Origin of the sequence: Frankia sp. R43 (assembly GCF_001306465.1) — a bacterium.
Lineage (GTDB): Bacteria > Actinomycetota > Actinomycetes > Frankiales > Frankiaceae > Parafrankia > Parafrankia irregularis.
This window is the reverse complement of record NZ_LFCW01000005.1, coordinates 1-21,894: the sequence shown is the minus strand read 5'-3', so window position 1 is coordinate 21,894 and position 21,894 is coordinate 1. Positions and strand designations below refer to the sequence as shown.

Sequence of the window (21,894 nt, the reverse complement as noted above, 5' to 3'; positions counted from 1 at the left end):
GACGACGCGATCGTGCGGCGTGACATTTGTTCCCGGAGAACCCCGGGGACGCGGGAAAGACAGGGAGCGTGACGGTGACCAGGCTGCTCGTGGTCGAGGACGAGGAGTCCTTCTCCGATGCGTTGTCGTTCATGTTGGAGCGGGAGGGATTCGAGGTCGCGGTCGTCGGCGACGGACCGAGTGCCCTGGCCGAGTTCGACCGGCGCGGCGCCGATCTCATCCTGCTCGATCTGATGCTTCCGGGGCTGTCCGGCACGGAGGTCTGCCGGACGCTGCGCGCCCGTTCGACCGTTCCGGTGATCATGCTGACCGCTCGGGACAGCGAGATCGACAAGGTCGTCGGGCTCGAGCTCGGTGCGGACGACTACGTGACCAAGCCGTTCTCCGCGCGTGAGCTGGTCGCCCGGATCCGCGCGGTGCTGCGGCGCCGGGTCGAGACCGAGGAGGTGTCCGACACCACCCTGGAGGTCGGCCGGGTGCGCATGGACGTCGAACGGCACGTCGTCACCGTCGACGGCAACCAGGTGGCGCTGCCGCTCAAGGAGTTCGAGCTGCTGGAGATGTTCCTGCGCAACGCGGGCCGGGTGCTCACCCGCGGCCAGCTGATCGACCGGGTGTGGGGGTCGGACTATGTCGGCGACACCAAGACCCTGGACGTCCATGTGAAGCGGTTGCGGACCAAGATCGAAGCGGAACCCGGGGCCCCGCGCCACCTGGTGACCGTGCGCGGACTGGGCTACAAGTTCGAGCCCTGAGCCGCCGTTCCCCCGGCGTCTGACGGCCAGCGGCGAGCCCGGTGAATGTGCCTGGTCAACGTGCCTGGTCAGCGTGCCGCTACCTTGACATGTGCGCGGGTCGGCCAGATCCCACGCCGGTCGGATCTCGGGGCTGGCCGGCTGTGCGGCGTACTGGTCACGGGACGTCAGCAGCACCATACGCAGGGGGTGACCATTTGGTGGCTTTTGGTCACGGAGTGGGGTGTCACGGAATGGTATTTCGCGCAGTGATCCGCGACGGCGGAGTCGTTCACGGAGTCGATCACGGGGCGGGTGGCCGCCGGGCCGCCGGCTTCGGCGCGGACCGGGCTGGTGATCGACGGTGCGGCTGAGGCCAGCGTTGTCCCGCCGCGGGCCGGGTGGCGGCGAGGTCGACGCCCCCGAGCCCGCCGAGGTCGGCTGGGGCTCGGCGCCGGCGCCGATGCAGGACCCGGCACCGGTGTCGGCGCAGGACCCGGCACCGGTGGTGATGCAGGATCGCGCACTCGTGCCCGTTGTCGGTGCCGCGCCGGGCTCGTCCCGTGCCGCCGCCGGGCCGGGCTCGCCCGGGGGCGCCGTCGAGAACGATCCGCAGGGCAGCGGCCGGCCGGCGCAGGTCCACGCCTCCCAGCGTGACGAGCCGATGCGGCTCGGTGTCATCGACATCGGGTCGAACACCGTGCACCTGCTGGTGGTCGACGCACACCGGGGCGGCCAGCCGCAGCCGGCCGCGAGCGTGCGCATCCCGTTGCGGCTCGTCGAGCTCCTGGACGGTGAGGGCCGGCTGGCGGACAACGGTGAACGCGCGCTGACCGCCTGCATCCACGAGCTGCGGACGCACGCGCAGAACCTGAACGTGGTCGACCTGGTGGCCTTCGCCACGTCGGCGGTCCGGGAGGCACCGGACGGGGACGACGTGCTCGCGCGGGTGCGTGCCGACACCGGGCTCGCGGTGACGGTGCTGCCCGGCGAGGCGGAGGCCCGGCTCACGTTCCTCGCGGTGCGCAGATGGTTCGGCTGGAGCGCGGGCCGCCTGCTCGCGCTGGACATCGGCGGCGGCTCGCTGGAGATCGGCGCGGGCATGCACGAGGATCCGGACGTCGTCGCGTCGCTGCCGCTCGGCGCGAGCCGGCTGACCAGGAACTGGCTCGGCGAGAACGACCCGCCCAAGCGTTCCGAGCTCAACGCCCTGCGGCGCTACGTCCGGGCGCAGATCGCCCCGGTGGTCGGGTCCCTTTACCACGTGGGCGAGCCGACCCGGGCGGTCGCGACGTCCAAGACGTTCCGCTCGCTGGCCAGGATCGCCGGCGCGGCGCCGTACGGGCGCGGCACCTATGTGCGGCGGTCCCTGCGCCGGGCGGACCTCGCCGAGGTCACGGCCCGGGTGTGCCGCATGTCGGCGTCCGAGCGCGCGGCGCTGCCCGGGGTGTCCGCGTCCCGGGCCGGCCAGCTGGTCGCGGGCGCGGTCGTCGCGTCCGAGGCGCTCGACCTGCTCAACCTCGACGAGGTGGAGATCTGCCCCTGGGCGCTGCGGGAGGGTGTGATCCTGCGCCGGCTCGACCAGCTGACCTCCGGTCTGGACGGCCCACGAGCTCTGCCGCCGGTCGGCGGGGTATGACCTTCGTCAAGGTGTGGGACCGGCCCAGCCGGTGCCGCAGCGACCGACGGCCCGCGAACGGATCTTCGTGGCCCGGCCGGGGAGGCGGTCCGCGGAGTATGGCCTAGCCTGGAAGACGGGCCCGGTTCCTTACCGGTCCGGGGCAGGTCCGTGAGCGGCCGTCCTGGCTGGCTGCGCTGGTCGGCTGGCCGAGATGATCGGCTGGCCGAGCTGGTCACCGTGCCCCGAAGCTGCGACAGGGGAGTCCACGTGCAGCCAAACGGTGCCAGGAGGCGGTCGGCGCCCGTGGCGTCGGTGGAGGCCGCCCCGACCACGTCGACCACGCCACTGCCGGGTCTGATGGTGACCCCACGTCAGGAGGTGGCCGCGGTCGCGGCCCCCCAGGTGCCTGCGGCCAGGCCGCTGGCCGGTGGCCTCGTGGCGCTGTCGACGGCGTCGACCTACCCGGAGTCGACGGCGACCGCGTTCGAGATGGCCGCCCGCCTGGGCTATGACGGCGTCGAGATCATGGTCTGGACGGATCCCGTCAGCCAGGACCCGCAGGCACTGCGTCAGCTGCGTGACTACCACGGCATCCCGATCCTGGCCATTCATGCACCGTGCCTCCTGCTGACACAGCGTGTCTGGGGGAGTGACCCCTGGGCGAAGCTCCAGCGGGCGCGCTCGGTGGCCGAGTCCCTCGAGACGCCGACGGTCGTCGTCCACCCGCCGTTTCGCTGGCAGCGGGACTACGCCCGCGACTTCGTCGCGGGGATCGATCGGATGGCGGGCGAGACCGACATCCGGTTCGCGGTGGAGAACATGTTCCCGCTGCGGGCCCGTGGCCGTGAGGTCTCCGCCTACGCGCCCGACTGGTCGCCGATCGACGACGGCTACCGGCATGTCACGCTCGACCTCTCCCACACCAGCGTCTCCCGGTCGGACGCCCTGGCCATGGCGGACGACCTGGGTGACCGGCTCGCGCACATCCACATGGCGGACGGGACCGGGCTGGCCAAGGACGAGCACCTGGTGCCCGGCCGTGGCACGCAGCCGTGTGCCGAGCTGCTGGAGCGGCTGGCGGTCAACGGCTTCGCGGGAACGGTCGTGGTCGAGATCAACACCAGGCGGGCGGAGTCGCGTGACCAGCGGGAGGCGGACCTCGCGGAGGCGCTCGCGTTCACCCGGCTCAACCTCGCCGCCCCCGCCGAAGTGACGCCGGCCGGGTGACATCGGTCCGGCGATGCCGGTTCGGTGACGCCGGTCCCGTGACGCCGGTCCCGTGACGCCGGTCCCGTGACGCCGGCCCCGCGACGCCGGTCCGGTGATGCCGGTCCGGCCGCGGGGCAATGATGTGGTCGTGGTCGTGCCTGCGTTGTTGGCGATGACCCGCCGCGGCGGTCCACTATCGGGGGGTGAGCCCCGGATCACTCTTCGACCCACTGGCGGATGCCTACGACCAGGCCCGGCCCGGCTACCCGGACCAGCTCTTCGTCGATCTGGAGATGCTGGCCGGCCGGCCCGTCGCCGGCGCCCGGGTGGTCGATGTGGGGGCCGGCACGGGTATAGCGACCCGGGCGATGCAGGCCCGCGGGGCCCAGGTGCTGCCCGTCGAGCCCGGCCCGGTGATGCTCGACCGCCTTCGCCGGCACAACCCCGGCCTGCCCGTGGTGCGTGGCGACGGTGAGGCGCTGCCGTTGCGGTCCGCCACCGTCGATCTGGTCAGCTACGCGCAGGCCTGGCACTGGATGCGGGTTCCGGTGGCGGCGGCGGAGGCGGCCCGGGTGCTGCGCCCGGGCGGCTCGCTGGCCGTGTGGTGGAACGACGTCGACGCCGACGAGTTCCACTGGTACCAGCGCCAGCAGGACCGCCTGGAGGCCATGAGCCCGGGCTACACCAGGGACTACCGCAACCGGCCCTTCGCGGAGGAACTGCGCTGGACCGGGCTGTTCGCCGAGGTCGTCACCGTGACCTGCCGGTGGTTCCGGGAGATCGACGTGGATCTCTACGAGACCTGGCTGCGTTCGAAGTCGTTCGTCGCCGCGATCGGGGACCGGCTGGACGACTTCCTCGTCGCCGAACGTCGCTCGCTGCTCCGGTCGTTTCCCGACGGTCTTGTCATCGAGCCGTTCCGCACGATGCTGGTCGTCGCGCGGGTGCCGTGACGCAGGTGTCGTGAAGCAGGTGTCGTGACCTGGGTGCTTTGACCCGGGTGCGGTGAGTGGTCGGTCTTCCGACAGCGCGACTGTCCCGGCACTGGCGGCGTCATCCGCCCGCCGAGTGCGCATCGCTCACCGTGACACCGGTTGCGCACGCGCGTAACCATGACGTTGCGTGAGAATGGCACGATCCGCGCGATCTACGCCACTTCGCGGTGCTTCTGGCCTGGTAATGGCCCATAGGTGACGCGGGGTCCTGATCGAGTTCATCAGAAAGCCATAGGTGCCGCTGTCCGGTACGCAATGAAAGTCTGATAAAACCTGTCCGCTATCGTCTAGCAGGTTCGTGGGGTTCTGGTCGGTTCGCTGACGTAGTCATACGACAGCCGAGCTCGGCCGTGCCCTGTCCGCGGGGCCAGGCGCCGATGCCGGCCGTGGACAGACGACGGACCAGGGATCGCCAGGCGCCCATGCCGGGTTCGCCGCGGTGTCCCTGGCTGGACGAGGAGACGCGCGATCGTGAGAGCTGGTTCTCGGCCGAGGACCGACGGACCGCCGCAGCCCGAGCGTTCCGCGGTCACGCGACGTTCTGCGGCCGGAGAGTCGTCGCGGCGTGGGCCGACCGAGGCGGAGGCGCTGGCCGCGGCCAAGTTCGCCTACAATCCGGCGCTCGACGGCCTCCGCGTGGTCTGCATCTACATCATTCTCGCGGGGCACATGGGCGCGATCCGCGCCAGCAACGTCGCCGTGGACATGTTCTGCGTGCTGAGCGGCTTTCTGATCACGACCCTGCTGCTCGCCGAGCAGGCCCGAACGGGCACGATCGCCATCGGCAAGTTCCTGGTGCGCCGATCTTTCCGCCTCATGCCGGGGATGTGGTTCTACCTCCTGGTGGGCCTGGCCGTCACGGTCGCCTTCAAATGGGACGACATCCCGTACCGCGACGACTTCTTCAAAACCGCGATCAGCACGTTTTTCAACGTCAACAACTGGTACCGGATCGTTAACCCGGAGGCCGGCGGCCGCTGGCTGCCGCACGTCTGGTCGCTGTCGATGGAGGAGCAGTTCTACCTGATCTGGCCGGGGGCGTTCCTGCTCTTCATGCGCTCGCGCCGACTGCGGCCGTACCTGCTGATGTTCCTGGTCGCCTCGGTCGGGCTCGTCATCGGCTGGACGTATGTCTGCGCCGCCAGCGGGGCCGTCCGCACCCGTGTCTACTTCGGCCTGGACACGCACATCGCGCCGCTGCTCATCGGCTGCATGGTCGCGATCTGGCGGGACAACCGCCTGCGGGCCCTGGCCGGGCCGGCTGGGACGGGACCGGCCGGTGACTCCACCGGAGGCGAGGGGAAGGGGCGGGAACGCCCGGCACGCGGGGCCGCGTCCGCGGTGACCATGGCCGCGGTGCAGCGCTGGACGACCGGTCGCCGGCTGGCCGTCCTGGGCCTGCCGGCCGGGATCGCGATGCTGGTCCTGTGCTTCGCCGGCCCGAGCAAGGAGCAGTACCTCCCCAACTGGATCGACTACGCCGCCTATGTGCCGACCGCGGCGCTCGGGGCGATCCTGATCCTCGGGTGTGACGTCAACCGGGAGGCCCGCTGGGTCAAACTGCTCGGCGCGCCGAAGATGGCCTGGCTCGGAAAGATCACCTACAGCATCTACCTGTGGCACTACCCGTTCATCTCCGCCTCCGCGGGCCAGGTCGTCCCGCGGATCGGACTGTGGCCCGGGGTGTTCGTCGCGGCGGTGGGCACGACGATCGCCGCCTATCTCGCGAACCGATTCATCGAGAAGCCCATCCAGGCGCGCCGGCCGAAGTGGTCCGACACCCCGCGCGGGCCGGCGAGGCCCCGGGATGACGCGGCGGGCCCGTCGCCGGCCGACGCGCCCCGCCCGGACTCCGGGGCGGACCGCTCCGGACCCGCGCCCGGCGCGCCTGGCCGCGATCTGCCGGACCTGCCTGAGCTGGCGGAAGTTCCCGAGTCCCTGGAACTGCCGGACCCGCGGGACCGGGAGCGGAACCGGGACTGGGACCGGGAGCCGGTCGCGGCGATGTCCCGCTCGGACGGCGACGTCGACTGGGTGGACGAGGGGTACCCACAGCGTGACCGGGACCCGTTGCCGGCCCAGGGCGGGTGGCGAGGTGCCACGGGCCTGCCGGTGGCTTCCGGGTTCGGTCGACCGCAACCGGGTGACGTCACCTACGACCGGCCGGACGGGCCCGCGGTGTACGAGCACGGTCCGGCGGTCGGTGCCGTCCGCACCGCCGGGATGGAACCGACGCCCGTTCCGGACTGGGCCCGCTATCCGTCCACCGGACGGCACGGTCCGGACGACCGCGTCCCGGCGGGGGACCCGCGGGCGGCGGCGTCCGTCGTCGGGGAGACGATGAACCTGCAGCTGCCGGCGCTCACCGATCCGCGGGCCGACCCGGGCCGCCGGCCCACACCGACGCCACGGCCCGGCCACGACTCGGGGCACCACGGGCGGGCGTTCGCGCACGGGCCGGTCAGCGGTCAGGGCCCCGGCCACGCGCACGGGCCGGTCAGCGGGCACGACACGGGTGGGCGGCCCCCTGCGGGACGTCCCGGGCCCGGACCGGGCCGGGATCGCCACCCTGGACCGGCGCAGGGCCCGGACCACGAGTACCCGGCGGGCCGTCAGCCGGCCGGCACGCGGGACGGTCGGGACGCGCGCGCCGGGCGCTCCGAGCGGGAGTCGGCCCAGCCTGATCCGCTGTTCGGTCCGATTCCCGGAGCCGGAGGCGACTGGTAGCCGCGTCCGTCCGCCGAGGTCATAGCCTTCAGCAGCGGTGGCCGCCACGGGCAGTGGCGGATCGGTGGTGAAGGGGAGTGAGTGGTGGTGCAGGGCAGTAGCGTTCTGGCGATCGTCGGGGTCGGGCGCCTTGGCGGTGCGCTGATGTCCGGGCTGCTGGGGGCCGGCCGCGCGCCGTCCGAGGTGCTCGCCGCGGAGCGCGATCCGGGCCGGGCCGCGCAGGTCGCCGCGGAGTACGGCGTCGAGGTGCTGGACCCGCCGGCGGCCGTCGCGGCGGCCGGCACCGTCGTGCTGGCCGTCAAGCCGCAGGACATGGGAAGCGTCCTGGACCAGATAGGCGCGCACATCAAGCCCGGCACGCTGGTGGTCTCCGTGGCGGCCGGGGTGTCGTCGTCCTTCGTCGCGCAGCGTCTGCCGGCGGGCACGCCCGTCGTGCGGGTCATGACGAACACCCCGCTGCTCGTGAGCGCGGCGATGTCGGCCCTGTGCGCCGGGCCGGGCGCGGGCGACGAGCACCTGGCGACCGTCGAGGAGATGCTCCGCCCGGTCGGCCGGGTGGTCAGGGTGAGCGAGAGCCAGCTCGACGCGGTGACAGCGCTGTCCGGCAGCGGTCCGGCCTACTTCTTCTACCTGATCGAGGCGATGATCGAGGGTGGGGTGCTGCTGGGCCTCCCACGGGCACTGGCGGCCGAGCTGGTGGTGCAGACCGCCGCCGGGTCCGCGCTGATGGCCCGCGGAGCTGCGGGGGACGGCTCCGGTGCGTCCGGTGCGGAGCATCCGTCGCTGCTGCGTGAGGCGGTCACCTCCCCGGGCGGGACCACCATCGCGGCCCTGCGGGAGTTCGACCGCGCCGCGGTGCGTGCCGCCGTGCTGGACGCGGTGGAGGCCGCGTGCGCCCGCTCCCGGGAGCTCGGTGCGTCCTGACGGCGAATCGGTGGTTGCCAGGCCGGCATCGCCGGCACTGGTACCGTGCACCGGTTGCCGGGCCACACGGTTTCGACGGGTAGGCTCGCTCGGAAAAACATCTTCAACAGATCGGTCGGGTACGTGGGTTCCGTAATCAAGAAGCGTCGCAAGCGTATGGCCAAGAAGAAGCACCGCAAGCTGCTCAAGCGGACACGGGTCCAGCGCCGCAACAAGAAGTAGCACTCGCGGGGGGCGACCCAGGCCGGCGACCGACCCGCGGGCGGCCCGTGGCCGCCGGGCGGTGCCGGTCTCGGCGGTCCCGGTGGTCCCTTGCGGTGCGCCTCCGGGCGCGGGCTGCTGTCGCCCCCCTGCCGTCGCAGACTGGTCGTCGCCCTCCGCCTGGTGTCGTGGCCTGGTTTCGCGGAGCGACTCGCGGGCGGCCTGTAGCCGTGTAACGAGGCTGTTTCACTCCGTGTGCTCGTTCGTGCCGATGTGGTGACCGTATGGCACCCTGGTCGCGTGGCCGGCAACGGCGCCGGCCGGGCGCAGGGGGTCCTATGGCCAGCGGGTGGATCACGTTCATGTCGGACTACGGAGTGGACGGCGCCTGCGTCGGTGTCTGCCATGGGATCATCGCCAGGCACGCGCCCGAGGCGCGGGTGCTGGACCTGTGCCACTCCATCGAGCCGCAGGACGTCGGCCAGGCGGCGGTGACTCTGGTGGGTGCGGTCGGCTACCTCCCGTCCGGAATCCATCTCGTCGTCGTCGAGCAGCTCGACGCCAGCGGATACACGCGTGGCATCGTCGTGCGCACCGCCGAGGGCTCGCTGTTCGTCGTGCCCGACAACGGGGTCGCCTCGCTGGGCTGGGAGCTGCTCGGCGGGGTCGAGGAGGCCTACGAGATCTCCAACCCGGACCTGTGGCTGCCTCTGCCGACGGCGGTGTTCCGCGGTCGGGACGTGTACGCGCCGGTCGCGGCCCGACTGGCGGTCGGGCTCTCCCCGGCCGATGTCGGCCCCCGGCTCGACCCCGCCGAACTGGTGGTCGTCGAGCCGCGCGGATGCCATGTCGACGACGACCACGTGCACGGCGAGGTGGTCTCGGTGGACCACTTCGGGAACCTCTCGCTCAACATGACCCGGTCCGAGCTGGAGGCCGCCGGGGTGCTGCTCGGTGATCCGGTGGAGGTCCGGGCGGATGCCCGGAAGCTCACGATGCCGTTCACCCACACCTACGGCGAGGTCGCACCCGGCGAACTGGCGCTCTGTGAGGACGCGCTGCGCCAGGTCATGATCGCGGTGAACTGCGGTCGGGCCGCGGAGGTGCTGCGGCTGCGGCGCGGTGACGCGGTCGTGGTCGCCCAGGTGCCCCGCAACGGTCCGCGTCCCGCCATGGTCGCGGCCCGCGGCCGGCGATGATCCGCCGACTCCGTCGACTCCGGCTCTGCCGACCCGGCCTCACCGCCCCCGGCCTCACCGGCGGCACCTCATCCCGACGCCGTTCCGGTTCCCGACGCCGTTCCGAGCTCTGACGTCAGTGGTCGGGCGGCGCCGCCGCGGGGACGGGATCGACATCTGGCTACTCTAGGTGTCGATCTGGAAGTTTTTTGTGACGCTGCGCAGCTGGCGGGGTCGCATCCGGCGTACGATGGCCCCGCAAGTCCGGCCGCCGGTCGACTTGGAGAGCTTTGCGCGGGAGGCGTCCATGAGGCCACGTCGCGTGCTTGTGACGGGGGTGTCACGCCCGCTGGGCGCCGAGATGGCACTGGCACTGGCCGCTGATCCCGAAATCGTCGACGTGGTCGGTGTCGACACGATCGCGCCGGCGGAGGATCTGGGGCGAACCCAGTTCGTCCGGGTGGACATCCGCAATCCCCTGATCGCGAAGGTGATCTCCACCGCCGCGATCGACACCGTATTGCATCTGAGCGTGCTCGCCACGCCGCTGGGCGCCGGCGGGCGCACGGCGATGAAGGAGATCAACGTCATCGGGACGATGCAGCTTCTCGCGGCCTGCCAGAAGGCGCCCGGGGTGCGGAAGCTGGTGGTCAAGTCCACGACGTCGATCTACGGCTCGTCCCCGCGGGATCCGGCGCTGTTCACCGAGGAGATGGAGCCGCGCGGCTTTCCCGGTGGCGGGTACGCCAAGGACGCGGTCGAGGTCGAGGGCTATGTTCGCGGCTTCGGTCGCCGGCGCCCCGATATCGCCGTGACGGTGCTCCGGCTCGCGAACGTTCTCGGCCCGGGAGTCGACTCCCCGCTCGCCCGTTATCTCGACCTGCCGGTTGTTCCGACCGTTCTCGGCTTCGATCCCCGCATCCAGCTGCTGCACGCCGAGGACGCGATGGCCGTCCTGATGAAGGCCACCCGGGAGGACCACGCCGGGACTTTCAATGTCGCCGGTGATGGCGTGCTCCTGTTGTCGCAGGCGATCAGGCGGGCCGGGCGGCCGCCGCTGCCGATTCCCTTTCCGGCGATCGGGTCGTTGGGTAACATCGCGCGCCGCCTGCGGCTCGTCGACTTCTCCTCCGAGCAGCTCGGCTTTCTCGCGCACGGGCGCGCGGTGGACACCACGAAGCTCAAGGAAGTGTTCGGGTACGTTCCGCGGTACTCGACCGTCGCGACGTTCGACAGCTTCGTGCATGACCGGGAGCTGCGGTTCACCATCGACCACGAGCTCGTCGAGCGGGTCGAACAGGGCCTTCGCGGCCTGCTGGCCGGCCACCGGCCCGCGGGAACGCCCCGATGACCGCACGCCCGCGACCGGTGGAGAGGGGCTGAGATGCCGTTGACACCGCACGGAAGGACCGACTCGAACGGGCGGTCCGACTCGAACGGCAGGAGCGGCGCGGTCGGCCTACGCGTGGTCGGTACCGACGAGGAGCCCGACAAGGGCAACGCCGGGACGAGCTCGGCCGAGGCCGGTGCCGATGCTGCGACGGAGACGGAGACGGAGACGGAGGCGGAGAGCGGCACCGGGGCCGACGCTGACGCCGGTGGTGGGACGGGTCCCGGCGACCCGCCGGCCGATGCCGGTGAGCTGGAGCGGGTCCTGGCCGAACTGCTCGCGTTCCTGCGCCGCCGGATCACCGGGGACTACACGGTCGACGAGCACGGATTCGACGTCGATCTCACCGAGCATGTCGTGGCGCCGCTGCTGCGCCCGATCTACCGCAGCTATTTCCGGGTCGAGACCCGCGGCCTGGAGAACATTCCGGACCGGGGCGGCGCGCTCGTCGTGTCGAACCACTCCGGGACACTTCCGCTGGACGCGCTGATGACCGCCCTGGCGGTTCTCGACCATCACCCGGCCCACCGCCACCTGCGGATGCTGGCCGCCGACCTGGTCTTCGCCGTTCCGTTCCTGGCTCCGCTGGCCCGAAAGACCGGCAACACGCTGGCCTGCCACGCGGACGCCGAACGCCTGCTGGGAGCGGGTCATCTCGTCGGGGTGTGGCCTGAGGGCTTCAAAGGCATCGGCAAGCCGTTCAGCGAGCGTTACAAGCTCCAGCGCTTCGGCCGCGGTGGTTTCGTCTCGGCGGCGCTGCGTGCCGGTGCGCCGATCATTCCCTGCACCGTGGTGGGCGCGGAGGAGATCTATCCGATGGTCGGCAACGCCCGGACCCTCGCCAGGGTGCTGGGGCTGCCCTACGTGCCGATCACACCGACGTTTCCCTGGCTGGGTCTTTTCGGCCTTCTCCCGCTGCCGAGCAAATGGATCATCGAGTTCGGTGAGCCGGTGGACACGAGCCAGTACACCGCCGCGGCGGCCGAGGACCCGATGCTCGTCTTCGAGCTCAACGACCGCATTCGCGAGACGATTCAGCACACGTTGTACGGCCTGCTGATGCAGCGTCGGTCGGTGTTCTTCTGAGTTCTTCTGACCCGAATCCCGGAATTCGGGCCAGCCGCGGTCCGCGAGTCCCGCTCAGGTCCCGCCGTATCGGCGGCGCAGAGCCATTCCGGCCGCGACACCGCCACCGAGAGCACCCAGCCCGGCCGCGGTCGGGATGCCGATCCGGGCGGCCTTGCGCGCGGTGCGGAAATCCTTGATCAGCCAGTCCCGTTCCTTGGCGACGGCGCGCAGGTCCGGGTCCGGGTTGATCGCCACCGGATGGCCGACCAGCGAGAGCATCGGAAGGTCGTTGATCGAGTCCGAGTAGGCCCAGCACCGCGACAGGTCCAGGCCCTCGCGTTCGGCCAGTGCCCGCACCGCCGCCCCCTTGGCCGGCCCGTGCAGCGGCTCGCCGACCAGGTGCCCGGTGTAGCAGCCGTCCGCCACCTCGCTGACGGTGCCGAGCGCGCCGGTCAGGCTGAGGCGCCGGGCGATGATCGAGGCCAGTTCGACCGGCGTCGCGGTCACGAGCCAGACCCGCTGCCCGGCGTCGAGGTGCTGCTGGGCGAGCGCGTGCGTCCCCGAGTAGATCTGCTGCGCCATCCGCTCGTCGTAGATCTCCTCGCCGTAGCGGACGATGTCGGTGACGTTGCGCCCGGCGACGAAGGCCAGGGCGGCCTCGCGGGCGTCCCGCATCCCGTTCGGGTCCTCCAGCCCGCGCAGCCGGTAGCTGATGTGCTGCCAGCCGAACTTCAGCAGGTCCCGCGAGTCGAAGAAGTCGCGGGCCGCGAGCCCGCGCGCGAAGTAGAAGATCGAGGCGCCGGCCATCATGGTGTTGTCCACGTCGAAGAACGCCGCGGCGGACTCGTCCGGCGGAGCCTTCGCCACTTCCTCGGCGGCGACCTTCAACGCGGCGGTGGCCGCGACCTCGGCCGCCTCCCGGCCATCCAGGTGGTCCTTGCGTCGTCGCACCCTCATGTCATCTCCGCCCCCGTCCGATCACCGTCGCCGGTGGCCTCCGGCCCGGCCCGCCGCGCCTCGCCCGCGGATGCCCCCGGCAGTGCCTCCGGCTGGCACTGCCTCCGGCCGTCCCGGCTCGTCGAGCGGCGCAGTCAGCCTACGACGTGCGACGGCCCACGGACGGAACGGCTGACCGTGCGGGTCAGTCCCCGCGGGGCGCGGGCAGCTGCCGGGCGAGGGTACGCACGGCCCGCAGCTGCAGCGCTCGCACCGCGCCCTCCTTCTTGTTCATCGCCAGTGCGGTCTCGCGCACGGAGAGCCCCTGCAGGAACCGGAGCGTGACGCACTCCCGCTGCTCGGCGCCCAGCGAGCTCAGCGCCTGGAGCAGCTCCCGCAGCTCGATGGCGGACAGCACGGTGTCCTCCGGCCCGGGGACCACCGTGCCCGAGCCCACCCGCTCGTCGGCGGTGGCCAGCAGGTCGGCGGTCGGGAACTCCAGCCGGGCGCGGCCTGAGCGAGCCAGGTCGACGATGTGGTTGCGGGCGATGGTGATCAGCCAGGCGCCGATCTCGCGCCCCTGCCACTCGAAGCTCGAGATCCGGGTCAGGGCCCGCAGAAACGTCTCGGACACCACGTCCTCGGCGACCGCGCGGTTGCCGCCGACGCGGTAGTAGGCATAGCGGAAGACGAGGTCGGCGTGCTGGTCGTAGATGAGCCCGAACGCCTCCCGCTCCCCGCGGCGGGCCCGCCGGACGAGGTCGTCCTCCCCCCGCGGGCCGGCCAGCTCCTCACCGCGGGCGTCGGAGGCCTGGGCGAGCAGGTCGGATGGCTCGACGCTGGCGGTGTTCCCGGCGGTCGCCCGGGCCATGGCCACGGCCGCGCCGAGCAGCGGCAGCAGGCCGAGCAGATGACGGGCCGATGAGCTGTCGGCGCGTGGGGTGCCGGCGCGCGGCCCGACGGCCAGTGGCCCAACAGCCAGTGGCCCAACAGCCAGTGGGCTGCCGGCGAGTAGCCCGCTGGGAGTGAGGCACGTCGTGGCGCACATGCGGGCTCCCGAGCGTGGACGTCGCGGGTGGAGACGGTTCGCGGGCGGAGACGGTTCGCGGGCGGAGACGGTTCGCGGGCGGAGACGGTTCGCGGGCCGAGCTGATGCCGGAAACGGCCTGGTGACCGTCACCACCATAGCCGCCGGGTAGCTGAGTGTAGCCGGGTCTCCATCCACGCCAGACCTGGCACCGTCGGCGCGCCTGACTGCCGACGGGCAGTGGATCGTCACCCGATGGTAGGTAACCGGACGGCGTCGAAGCACTATCGTCGCTGAGGTGATCGACGTCCGTGCACAGATGTCCGAACGGAACCACAGTCGAAGCCCGCAGACTCCCCAGGACGGTTCCGCGGTCGGCTCCGCTCCCGGTGAGGGAGGCGGAGCGGGGGAGTCCGGCGTTCGGATCGTCCTGGTGACCCGGGCGGGCTGTCATCTGTGTGATGACGCACGAGTGGTGATTGCGAAGGTGAGCGCCGAGCTCGGTGTCGGCTGGCGGGAGATGGACGCCGATGCCGACCCCGAGACCGCCGACGCCTACGGAGACCGGCTGCCGGTGATCCTCGTGGACGGCCGGGAACACGGGTACTGGCGGGTCGAGGAGGAGCGGTTGCGTCGTGCCCTGGCGGGTGACCGCTGGTCGTGGCGGACCGGGCGGGCGGGGCGGTCCGATGGCTCCCGGCAGCGGGGCGGGTCCAATCGCGATGGCGGACCGAAGGCTCCGAGAACATCGTGAATCACTTCACGAAGTCGTAGAATCGATGCGTCCGCAGACGCGGTCGTCGGCCGTGGTAGCCGCCGGGTCGAGCGTGGACGTCCAATCGGGCGTGCACGCCTGGTCGGGTGCCGGCAGGCTCGGGTGTCGGCACGCGGAATGCGTCGGCACGCGGATCTGGTCGGTGCCCAGCGGCACGGCGATCCGTCCGCACTGTCGAGGGATGTCGGGAGCCGCGGATGGGTTCACCACGGCGGGGTACCGGGCGGCTGTCGGGCAGATCGCCGATGCCCGAGGCGACGGTGGCCCGGCTGCCGCTCTACCTGCGTGTGCTGACCGGGCTCGGCGAGCGTGGCGTGCAGACGGTGTCGTCGGACACACTCGCCGCCGCTGCCGGGGTCACCTCGGCCAAGGTCCGCAAGGACCTCTCCCAGCTCGGATCCTTCGGCACCCGCGGGGTCGGCTACGAGGTCGGCATCCTGCTGGAGTGCATTTCGGCCGAGCTCGGCCTGACCGAAGACCGCTCGGTGGTGCTCGTGGGCGTGGGTAACCTCGGGCATGCACTGGCCGGGTACGGCGGCTTCCATGCCCGCGGGTTCCGGATCGCGGCCCTGGTGGATGCCGATCCGTCCCGGGTGGGCGAGCGGGTCGGTGCGGTCGTCGTCCGTCCGGCCGACGAGCTGGAAGCGGTCATCGAGGACTGCCAGGTGACCATCGGCGTGATCTGTACGCCGGTGGCGGCGGCCCAGGGTGTCTGCGATCGACTCGTCGCAGCGGGCGTGACCAGCATCCTGAATTTCGCCCCTACGGTGCTTTCGGTGCCCGAGGGAGTGGATGTGCGTAAGGTCGACCTTGCCCTGGAGCTGCAGATTCTCTCCTTTCACGAAGCGCGCAAACGTCCGTCGCCAGGCCTGCCCCCCCGGCCGGGGGTGCGGGCCGTCGGTGGTGAGCCGGGGCCGGGCGGAATCGTGGATGACGAGGCTGGTGAGGTCGTGCGGATGACTCGTCGGGTGCTGTCACCGTCGTCGCGGGTGGCGCCGGAGCAGGCTGCGCAGCCGTTGGAGGTAACGCAGCCGTCGCCGCCGGTTACGCAGTCGACCCAGGCTGCGCAGTCGACCCCCGCCGCGCGGCCGACGCCGGCTGTGCGGCCGTCGCGGGTGTCCCTGCCCGTGGTCGCCGGCGGGAGTGAGGCCGAATGAGCCTGCTCGCGGTGGGCCTCAACCACCGGACCGCGCCGACGTCGCTGCTGGAGCTGGCCGCCGTCTCCGCCGACGAGACGCCGAAGGTGCTCCACGACCTGGTGGCCGCCGATCACGTGAGCGAGGCGGTGATCCTCTCCACCTGCAACCGCACCGAGATCTACGCGGAGGTGGAGACCTTCCACGGTGGGCTGGCCGACATCTCGGACCAGCTCAGCCGGGTGTGCGGCGTGCCCATGAACGATCTCGCGGCGCATCTGTACGTCCATCACGAGGCGCGTGCGGTCAGCCACCTCTTCTCGGTGGTATGCGGCCTGGACTCGATGCTCGTCGGCGAGGCCCAGATCCTCGGCCAGGTCCGGGTGGCCTTCCGGGCGGCCCAGGCGGCCGAGGTGACGAGCGGGGCGCTCGGCGCGCTGTTCCAGAACGCGCTGCGGGTGGGTAAGCGGGCCCACAGCGAGACATCCATCGACGCGGCGGGAGCCTCGATCGTCTCGGTGGGTGTCCGGATGGCGGCCTTCGACCTGCAGGCCCGTCGGCCCGACGTGCTCGCCGTGCCCGTCTCGGGCATGGGCACCGACCCCGCCGACGCCGTCGAGGACCTGCTGCGGCCCGAGCTCACCGCCCCGGCCGAGCCCGCCGACGCGGAACCGCTCGCCGGCGCCCGGGTTCTGATCATCGGCGCGGGCGCGGTCGGCTCGCTGGCCACCCAGACCGTGCGCCGTGCCGGCGCCGGCGAGGTCGTCGTCGCGAACCGGACGGCGGCGCACGCGGCGCGGGTGGCCCAGACCCATGACGCCCGCGCGGTCGGGCTGAGCGACATCGCCCACGAGATCGGTCGGGCGGACCTGGTCATCTCGTCGACCGGGGCGTCCGGGCACGTGGTGAGCCACGACCAGGTCCGCGCGGCTGTCGAGGGCCGCGGCGGCCGCCCGCTGGTCTTCCTCGACCTCGCGCTTCCCCGTGACATCGACCCCGCGGTTCGGGAACTTCCCGGGGTCACCCTGATCGACATCGAGGCGCTGCGGGTCGCCCTGGACGGGGCGCAGGTCTCCCATGACGTGGAGGCCGTCCGCTCCCTGGTCGCCGCCGAGGTGGGCGGGTTCCTCGACCGGCGGCGGGCGGAGCGCGTCGCCCCGACCGTGGTGGCGCTGCGGGCACACGCGGCGGCTGTGGTGCGCGACGAGCTCGACCGGCTGCGCACCCGCCTGCCCGATCTTGACAACCGTGAGTGGGACATGGTCTCCGGCACGGTGCGCAGAGTCGTCGACAAGCTGCTGCACGCGCCCACTGTGCGGGTGCAGCAGCTCGCGGAGGCGCCGGGCGGTGACAGCTACGCCGAGGCGCTGCGCGAGCTGTTCGACCTTCCACGGGACGTGCCGGCCATTGTCTCCGCACCTGACCTGGATCTGGTGGAGAGAACGTGACAGACACCCGAGAGCCCGACGCCCGATCGCACGCCCGGTCGTTCGCCTGGCTCACACGTCGCCCGCTGCGCCTGGGCACCAGGCGCTCCGCGCTGGCCCTGGCCCAGTCGGGGCACGTGGCCGAGGCGCTGCGGGCCCGGCTCGGCTGCCAGGTGGAACTGGTCCCGATCGTTACTGACGGTGACAGGTCGCAGGGGGCGATCAGCCAGATCGGTGGCACGGGCGTCTTTGTGAGCGCGCTTCGTGAGGCGCTGTTGTCCGGCGAGATCGATCTCGCCGTCCACTCGCTCAAGGACCTCCCGACCGCCACCCCGGACGGGCTCGTGCTGGCCGCCGTCCCACCCCGGGTCGACACCCGGGACGTCCTCGTCTCACCCAGCGGCCGCGGGCTGGTCAGGCTGGGCCCGAACGCGCGTATCGGCACCGGGGCGCCGCGCCGGGCGGCGCAGCTGCGCGCCATGGGGCTCGGTTTCGACGTCGTCCCGATCCGGGGGAACGTCGACACCCGGATCAAGAAGGCCATCGACGGGGAGGTGGACGCCGTCATCCTCGCGCACGCGGGCCTGGAGCGGCTCGACCGCCTCGACGCGGTGACCGAGATCATCCCCTCCGAGGTGATCCTGCCCGCTCCCGGCCAGGGCGCGCTGGCAATCGAGTGCCTCCGGACGGCGGGCACCGCGGTGGCTCCGTTGGCGGGCAGTGCTTTGACGAACGGTGCTTTGGCCGGTGGCAGTCCGACGAGTGGCGGGCCGGCGGGTGCCGCGTTGGCTGGTGGTGGGTCGGCTGGTGGCGGGCTGGCGGAAAGCGGACAATCCTACGTCCGGAGCGGACCAGATCTGAGCCAGGGAATCGATGGAGGGCTCGCGGAGCTGCTACGGTTTGTGCTCGACGACGCACCGTCCTCTGTCGCGGTCAGAGCCGAGCGTGCTTTCCTGGCGGGCATCGAAGCCGGTTGTACCGCTCCGGTGGGTGCCCTGGGCCGGGTCCTCCCGAGTACCGGCTCGAGCCCGGCCACAGGTGGCGATGGTGCGCCCGCCGTGGGTGACCTCCGCCTGCGGGCGGTGGTCGCGGCGCCGGATGGCAGCAGGGTCCTGCGGTGCGAACTCACCGGTTCTGCCGTCGACCCGGAGGCGCTCGGGCAGCGCCTCGCGGACGAGATGTTGTCCGCCGGAGCACAAACGCTGATGGGAACAAGCTGAGCATGGCCACCCGACGTACCAAGAAGCCCGTGTCCCCGGTCGCCCTGGTGGGCGCCGGACCCCATGATCCGGGGCTGCTCACGGTCCTTGCCGTGGAGACTCTCGCCGCCGCCGACGTGGTGGTCGCGGACCCGGACGTACCGTCGGCCGTGATCGAGTCGTTGTCGGCGGAGGTCCTGAAGATCGGCGACCTCGACGCTCCCAAGCCGGTCCGGGACGCCGAGGCCGCGACCGCCGCGGTCGTGAGCCGGGCGCGGGCCGGGGAGAAGGTCGTCCGGCTGTACGCGTCCGACCCGTGGCTGACGAGGATCGGCGCCGCGGACGCGCAGTCGCTGGCCAAGGCCAAGATTCCCTACCGGGTCGTCCCGGGTGTCTCCACGTCGGCCGCGGTGGCGACCTACGCCGGTGTGGCGCCGGGCTCGCCGGTGACCTTCGCGAGCACGTCGGGTGTCTTCTCGTCCTCGGGTTCGGTGAACAGCGGCTCCCCGTTCGGGGGCAGCGAGCCGGTCGGGCCGCTCACGCCGCCCCCGTTCGGCACCTCCCGCCTCGGTGTCGGCGCGCGGCCGATGTCGGGCCTCGGCGGCGGCCCGCTGGGAGTCGGCGGCTTCGGCGCACCGCTCGGGCTCGGTGCCCCGACCGGTTTCGGTGGCCTCGGTGTGCCCAGCACGCCGGGAGACGTCGACTGGGGCGCACTGGCCGGGGCGCCCGGCACGCTGATCGTCACCGCCTCACCCACCGAGATCGGCAAGGTGGCCACCGCGCTGGTCGAGCACGGGCGCCCAGGTGACACCCCGGTCGCGGTCACCGTGGACGGAACGACCACCGACCAGCGCACCGTCGCCTCGACGCTGGACCGCATCGAGGCGGACGCCGCCCCGATGCTGAACGCGACCGCGACCCCGCCGAGCGAGGTCGTCATCTCGATCGGCCAGGTGGTCGGGTCCCGTCCGAAGCTGTCCTGGTGGGAGACCCGCGCGCTGTTCGGCTGGACGGTGCTGGTGCCCCGCACGAAGGAGCAGGCGGCGATCCTCTCCGACTCGCTGCGTGCCCACGGCGCGAGCCCGCTGGAGGTGCCCACGATCGCCGTGGAGCCGCCGCGTACCGCCGCCCCCATGGAACGGGCGATCACCGGCCTGGTCTCCGGCCGTTACCAGTGGGTTGCCTTCACCTCGGTCAACGCGGTGAAGGCCGTGCAGGAGAAGGTCGAGGAGCGCAGCCTCGACGCGCGGGCGTTCGCCGGCGTCAAGGTGGCCGCGATCGGTGAGGCGACCGCGGACGCGCTGCGTGCCTTCGGTATCCGGCCCGACCTCATCCCCTCCGGCCAGCAGTCCAGCGAGGGCCTGCTCGAGGACTGGCCCGAGTTCGACGAGTCGCTGGACCTGCTCGACCGGGTGCTGCTGCCGCGTGCCGACATCGCCACCGACACCCTGGTCGCCGGGGTGAAGGACCGCGGCTGGCAGGTCGACGAGGTGACCGCCTACCGCACCGTGCGGGCGGCCCCGCCGCCGGCGCCGATCCGGGAGGCCCTCAAGGGGGGCAGGGTCGACGCGGTCGTGTTCACGTCGTCCTCCACGGTGCGCAACCTGGTCGGCATCGCCGGCAAGCCGCACGAGACGACGGTCATCGCGGTCATCGGCCCGGCGACCGCCGCCACCGCGCAGGAGCTCGGGCTGCGGGTGGACGTCCAGGCCGCGGAGGCGTCCGTGCCGGCGCTGGTGACCGCGCTGGCGGACTTCGCCGCCGAGCACCGGGAGGAGCTCGGCAAGGTCGGCCCGCTGGCCGCCCGCCTGCCCAAGCCGAGGCGAGGCTCCCGGCGGTGAGCGGCACCGGCGGCTTGGCCGGCTTCGGCGCCACCGGCGGCTTCGGCGTCAGCGGCGGCATACCCGGGCGCCTGCCCGCGGCGGGTCCTCCCGCCGGCTTTCCGGCGGCGCGCCCGCGGCGGCTGCGCCGCGGAGCGGCCCTGCGCCGGATGGTGGCCGATGTGCGCCTGCACCCGGCCGACCTGATCCTGCCGATGTTCGTCCGGGAGGGTGTGTCCGAGCCGGTTCCGATCTCGTCGATGCCCGGGGTCGTCCAGCACACCCGCTCGACGCTGCGCAAGGCCGCCGCGGAGGCGGTCTCGGCCGGCGTCGGCGGGATCATTCTGTTCGGCGTGCCCGAGCACAAGGACGCCCGCGGCTCCGCCGCCGACGACCCGGCCGGCATCGTCCAGCTCGCCCTCGCCGACCTGGTGTCCGAGGTCGGCGGCGGCATCGTGATCATGGCCGATCTCTGCCTGGACGAGTACACCGACCACGGGCACTGCGGCCTGCTCACCGCCGCGGGCGACGTCGACAACGACGCGACGCTCGAGCGCTACGGCCAGATCGCGCTCGCCCAGGCCGCGGCCGGCGTCGAGATGGTCGCCCCCAGCGGCATGATGGACGGCCAGGTCGCGGCGATCCGGGCCGCGCTCGACGGTGGTGGGCACACCGACATTCCGATCATGGCCTACTCGGCGAAGTACGCCTCCGGCTTCTACGGCCCCTTCCGGGAGGCGGCCCTATGCGCCCCCCAGTTCGGCGACCGCGCCGGCTACCAGCAGGATCCCGCCCGGTCGGTCGGAGAGGCGCTGCGCGAGGTGGCGCTGGACCTGGCCGAGGGCGCGGACGCCGTGATGGTGAAGCCGGCGCTGGCGTACCTGGACATCCTGCGGGCCGTCGCCGACGCCGTGGACGTCCCGGTCGCCGCCTACCAGGTCTCCGGGGAGTACGCGATGGTCGAGGCGGCGGCGGCCAACGGGTGGCTCGACCGTGAACGGACCATCCTGGAGACACTGACCTCGATCCACCGGGCCGGCGCGGACGTCATCCTCACCTACTGGGCGACGGAGGTCGCGGGCCTGCTCGCAAGCCGGGGCTGATGTCCGTCCGGGAGGCATGAACGGGCACGAAGGCGCTTGAAAATCCGCAGGAAGTGCGGATTTTCGGTTGCTGCAGAGCCTGTGGCGGAATTCTGAGGCGCGGCGGATCCGGTCCACCAGCGCATGAGCGTGGCGGAGTCGCGCTGTCGGAATGCGAACCCCGACCGCATGACCACTCATCGAGGATCCCGCATCGCCGCGCAGCGCCGCTCAGCACCAGCAATTCACCGCAAAAGGCGTAAAAGGGGCGGAGATTCATCTGGCACCCCGCAAGAGTTGAGGATTTTGGTCGTCGGCGAGCCTGTAGCAAATTGGTGGCGGGGATTCGGGTGATCGTTGGGTGTGCGGGTCTGGTGACCTGCCGCCGGCCGAGGCCGGGCCCCGCTTAGCTGGTGGCTGGGCGGGGGCCGGTGGCGCGGTGGAG

18 protein-coding genes are annotated in these 21,894 nt (G+C 72.1%); 16 read left to right on the top strand and 2 right to left on the bottom strand.

The genetic code is table 11. The features are described from left to right. Positions 1-74 precede the first annotated feature (74 nt). The 10 genes from ACG83_RS21105 to ACG83_RS21065 all read left to right on the top strand — a co-directional run bounded on the left by ACG83_RS21105 (position 75) and on the right by ACG83_RS21065 (position 12,065). Positions 75-755 carry a response regulator transcription factor gene (locus tag ACG83_RS21105; protein WP_054568525.1) on the top strand — a complete coding sequence of 227 codons (681 nt, stop codon included), beginning with the start codon at positions 75-77 and terminating at the stop codon, positions 753-755. Positions 756-1,098: 343 nt separating this feature from the next. Next, entirely contained in the window at positions 1,099-2,373 is a 1,275-nt protein-coding gene (locus tag ACG83_RS21100; protein WP_076827616.1) for a Ppx/GppA phosphatase family protein, read from the top strand. A 339-nt stretch (positions 2,374-2,712) separates the two neighbouring features. After that, the gene (locus ACG83_RS21095; protein ID WP_054568523.1) at positions 2,713-3,582 is read left to right on the top strand and encodes a sugar phosphate isomerase/epimerase; all 870 of its coding nucleotides are present in this window, start codon (positions 2,713-2,715) and stop codon (positions 3,580-3,582) included. Between the two features lie 185 nt (positions 3,583-3,767). After that, positions 3,768-4,517, top strand: coding sequence for a class I SAM-dependent methyltransferase (locus tag ACG83_RS21090; protein ID WP_054568001.1), 750 nt, complete (start codon positions 3,768-3,770; stop codon positions 4,515-4,517). Positions 4,518-5,030: 513 nt separating this feature from the next. Then, positions 5,031-7,286, top strand: a complete 2,256-nt coding sequence (locus ACG83_RS21085; protein ID WP_054568000.1) for an acyltransferase — start codon at positions 5,031-5,033, stop codon at positions 7,284-7,286. 87 nt (positions 7,287-7,373) lie between these two features. Next, on the top strand, positions 7,374-8,210 hold the full coding sequence (gene proC, locus ACG83_RS21080) for a pyrroline-5-carboxylate reductase (RefSeq protein WP_083473506.1): 837 nt from the start codon (positions 7,374-7,376) through the stop codon (positions 8,208-8,210). A 123-nt stretch (positions 8,211-8,333) separates the two neighbouring features. Further along, on the top strand, positions 8,334-8,432 hold the full coding sequence (locus ACG83_RS42590) for a 30S ribosomal protein bS22 (protein WP_003948845.1): 99 nt from the start codon (positions 8,334-8,336) through the stop codon (positions 8,430-8,432). Positions 8,433-8,773: 341 nt separating this feature from the next. Beyond that, positions 8,774-9,610, top strand: a complete 837-nt coding sequence (locus ACG83_RS21075; RefSeq protein WP_235498067.1) for an S-adenosyl-l-methionine hydroxide adenosyltransferase family protein — start codon at positions 8,774-8,776, stop codon at positions 9,608-9,610. A 286-nt stretch (positions 9,611-9,896) separates the two neighbouring features. Further along, a complete protein-coding gene (locus ACG83_RS21070) occupies positions 9,897-10,940 on the top strand; it encodes an NAD-dependent epimerase/dehydratase family protein (protein ID WP_054567998.1) in 1,044 nt (347 codons plus the stop codon). A gap of 33 nt (positions 10,941-10,973) precedes the next feature. Continuing rightward, positions 10,974-12,065 (top strand): lysophospholipid acyltransferase family protein, encoded by a 1,092-nt coding sequence (locus tag ACG83_RS21065; protein WP_054567997.1) that lies wholly within the window; start codon positions 10,974-10,976, stop codon positions 12,063-12,065. Between the two features lie 54 nt (positions 12,066-12,119). Here the strand turns inward: ACG83_RS21065 and ACG83_RS21060 are convergent, their stop codons facing one another. Further along, positions 12,120-13,004, bottom strand: a complete 885-nt coding sequence (locus ACG83_RS21060; protein ID WP_006542042.1) for an HAD family phosphatase — start codon at positions 13,002-13,004, stop codon at positions 12,120-12,122. A 184-nt stretch (positions 13,005-13,188) separates the two neighbouring features. Further along, complete coding sequence (locus ACG83_RS21055; protein WP_054567996.1) at positions 13,189-14,031, bottom strand: sigma-70 family RNA polymerase sigma factor; 843 nt, start codon at positions 14,029-14,031, stop codon at positions 13,189-13,191. Positions 14,032-14,443: 412 nt separating this feature from the next. On the opposite strand from ACG83_RS21055, the gene ACG83_RS46815 reads away from it, so the two are divergent. The 6 genes from ACG83_RS46815 to hemB all read left to right on the top strand — a co-directional run bounded on the left by ACG83_RS46815 (position 14,444) and on the right by hemB (position 21,470). Continuing rightward, positions 14,444-14,764: a glutaredoxin family protein gene (locus ACG83_RS46815; RefSeq protein ID WP_255354769.1), complete on the top strand. Its 321-nt coding sequence runs from the start codon at positions 14,444-14,446 to the stop codon at positions 14,762-14,764. A 218-nt stretch (positions 14,765-14,982) separates the two neighbouring features. Further along, complete coding sequence (locus ACG83_RS21045; protein WP_054567995.1) at positions 14,983-15,942, top strand: redox-sensing transcriptional repressor Rex; 960 nt, start codon at positions 14,983-14,985, stop codon at positions 15,940-15,942. Continuing rightward, positions 15,939-17,369 carry a glutamyl-tRNA reductase gene (locus ACG83_RS21040; RefSeq protein ID WP_054567994.1) on the top strand — a complete coding sequence of 477 codons (1,431 nt, stop codon included), beginning with the start codon at positions 15,939-15,941 and terminating at the stop codon, positions 17,367-17,369. The genes ACG83_RS21045 and ACG83_RS21040 overlap by 4 nt, the downstream gene beginning before the upstream one ends. Then, a complete protein-coding gene (gene hemC, locus ACG83_RS21035) occupies positions 17,366-18,568 on the top strand; it encodes a hydroxymethylbilane synthase (protein ID WP_054567993.1) in 1,203 nt (400 codons plus the stop codon). The genes ACG83_RS21040 and hemC overlap by 4 nt, the downstream gene beginning before the upstream one ends. A gap of 2 nt (positions 18,569-18,570) precedes the next feature. After that, positions 18,571-20,388, top strand: a complete 1,818-nt coding sequence (locus tag ACG83_RS21030; RefSeq protein ID WP_054567992.1) for a uroporphyrinogen-III synthase — start codon at positions 18,571-18,573, stop codon at positions 20,386-20,388. Next, positions 20,385-21,470, top strand: coding sequence for a porphobilinogen synthase (gene hemB, locus ACG83_RS21025; RefSeq protein WP_235498065.1), 1,086 nt, complete (start codon positions 20,385-20,387; stop codon positions 21,468-21,470). Before ACG83_RS21030 ends, hemB begins: the two co-directional genes overlap by 4 nt. Positions 21,471-21,894: the final 424 nt, after the last annotated feature.